The following is a 2,459-nucleotide window of genomic DNA, read 5'->3' as shown; positions in this document are numbered from 1 at the left end:
GGATCCTGGCAGTGCTGCGCAACCGCCAGTTCTTCTCGCTCGGAGAACTCAACACGGCAATCAGCCTGCTGCTCGAACGCCTCAATCAAAAGCCCTTCAAGAAGCTGCCCGGCTCACGCCGGTCAGCCTTCGAGACCATCGACCAACCGGCACTGCAAGCGCTGCCGGAACACCCGTACGTTTACGCCGAATGGAAAAAAGTACGCGTCCACATCGACTACCACGTCGAGGTCGATGGCCACTACTACTCGGTGCCGTATCAGCTGGTGAAACACCAACTCGAATTGCGGTTGACCGCGCAGACCGTCGAGTGTTTCCACGCCAACCAGCGCGTGGCCAGCCATTTGCGCTCGCTTCACAAAGGCCGCCACACCACCCAGATCGAGCACATGCCCAAGCCATCGCGAACACGCTGAGTGGACACCTCAGCGACTGATCCGTTGGGTAGACCAGACAGGCCCGAATACGGCCGGCGTCATCGCCCACATCCTCGAACGCCGAGTCCATCCGCAGCACGGCTTCCGCGCCTGCCTGGGGATCCTGCGCCTGAGTAAACAGCACGGCGAACAGCGGCTGGAAGCCGCTTGCCAGCGAGCGCTGGCACTGGGCGCGTGCAGTTACAAAAGCCTCGAATCGATCCTGCGCCAAGGGCTGGAACGGCTGCCGCTGGCGCAACAAAACCTTCCGCTACTGCCCGACGAGCACATCAACCTGCGCGGCCCCGGCTACTACCACTGACCTAAAAAGGATCCCCCTAATGCTGCCCAACCCGACGCTCGACAAGCTGCAAACCCTACGCCTGCACGGCATGATCAAGGCGCTGAGCGAGCAACACGCAACGCCCGACATCAACGATCTCGGCTTCGATGAACGCCTCGGCCTGATGGTCGACCGCGAGCTGACCGAGCGTGAAGATGGACGCCTGAGCACTCGACTCAAAGCGGCCCGACTGCGCCACAACGCTTGCCTGGAAGACATCGACTACCGCAGCCCGCGTGGCTTGGACAAGTCTCTGATCCTGCAACTAGGCAGCGGTCAATGGCTACGCGACGGCCTGAACCTGATCATCGGTGGCCCCACTGGCGTGGGCAAAACCTGGCTCGCTTGTGCGCTGGCCCACAAGGCCTGTCGCGATGGCTACAGCGTGCGCTACCTGTGGTGACCAGCCAGATGCCGGTGGACAAATGGCATGCGCTGATCGGCGATCCGACCTTGGGCGATGCGATCCTCGACCGGCTGGTGCACAACGCTTATCGGATCGAACTGAAGGGCGAATCGATGCGCAGACGCGCAACGAAATTGACGGCAACAGGGACTTCAGACTAACAATGCAAACCTGCGTCGCTGCGCTCCGACTGCCTGTCCGAATGAGCGTGGAATGAGTGTCCGGATGTTGGTGGGCTGAGTGTCCGGATGGCGTGGAATCCGCAGCGCATATGAATGTGAGACCGAAAAGGAAATGGAGTATCTTCCGCCCCATAAACCAACCTGGATTCATGGAGGAAGGAATGCGAATTTTTATTACAGGCGCCTCGTGTGCGGGCGTAACCACATTAGGCCAGAACCTTGCCGTGCAACTCGGGTTGCGGCACGCCGACGTCGATGATTATTTTTGGATGCCGACGAACCCACCTTTTACGACCAAGCGGCCTGCCAGTGAACGGGTGCCTTTGATCCAGCAAGCGCTCGGCGACGAAGCTTGGGTACTGACTGGTTCTTGTATGGTTTGGGGAGATGCACTACTGGATCAGGTCGATTTGATCGTGTTCGTCGTGACGCCAACACCCATTCGGCTAGAACGGCTGGTCGCTCGTGAAAAATCACGCTTTGGCGAACGTATTGCACCTGGAGGTGACATGCATGAAATACATGCGGGATTCAAGGAATGGGCTTCGCAATACGACAATCCTGACTTTTCAGGACGAAATCGCGCGTGGCACGAGCGATGGTTATTAGGACAAACGTCTCCAGTCTTGCAAGTTGACGGTACAAATAGTGCGCAGGAGATGGCTGCTGATGTCACTCATGCGCTGTCGCGAGCATCGGAGCAACCCTCAGGCGCAGCCTTTTCCTGAGGCAATCGCTAACTAATAGTAGGCGTACCCAGAATATACCTTGCCCTTGCGCAGGTTAGTCAGGTATCCATTGATGCGGCAATAGCTGCTCGACCTCACTCGCCCGCTGCGTCGGCAGACGTGTGAGGACATCCTTCAGATACGCATACGGATCATGGCCATTCAGCCGCGCAGACTGGATCAAACTCATGATCGCCGCCGCTCGCTTTCCGCTGCGTAGCGACCCTGCAAAGAGCCAGTTCTTGCGTCCAAGAGCCCATGGCCGGATCTGGTTGTCGGGTAGTCAGACGCGGTTACCCGCGTCCAACCCCCTAAGAACCGTGCATGCGAGTTTCCCAGCACACGGCTCAAGCCTCTACAAAGGCACTGTTAAGTACCCAGCTA

1 protein-coding gene and 3 pseudogenes are annotated in these 2,459 nt (G+C 58.5%); 3 read left to right on the top strand and 1 reads right to left on the bottom strand.

The features are described from left to right. From E3W21_RS28855 to E3W21_RS28845, 3 genes and pseudogenes are all read left to right on the top strand, one after another. Nucleotides 1-738, top strand: a pseudogene (locus tag E3W21_RS28855) (IS21 family transposase); the annotation flags it as partial. A gap of 19 nt (nucleotides 739-757) precedes the next feature. Then, nucleotides 758-1,326: pseudogene (locus tag E3W21_RS28850) on the top strand (ATP-binding protein). A 182-nt stretch (nucleotides 1,327-1,508) separates the two neighbouring features. After that, nucleotides 1,509-2,075, top strand: coding sequence for an adenylate kinase (locus E3W21_RS28845; protein ID WP_134423044.1), 567 nt, complete (start codon nucleotides 1,509-1,511; stop codon nucleotides 2,073-2,075). Between the two features lie 55 nt (nucleotides 2,076-2,130). Here E3W21_RS28845 and E3W21_RS28840 read toward each other — a convergent pair. Continuing rightward, nucleotides 2,131-2,352: pseudogene (locus E3W21_RS28840) on the bottom strand (transposase domain-containing protein); the annotation flags it as partial. Nucleotides 2,353-2,459: the final 107 nt, after the last annotated feature.

The organism is Pseudomonas sp. F01002, from assembly GCF_004402115.1.
Taxonomy (GTDB): domain Bacteria; phylum Pseudomonadota; class Gammaproteobacteria; order Pseudomonadales; family Pseudomonadaceae; genus Aquipseudomonas; species Aquipseudomonas frigoris.
The sequence above is the reverse complement of the archived record's forward strand: the minus strand, read 5'-3'. Positions and strand labels throughout refer to the sequence as shown.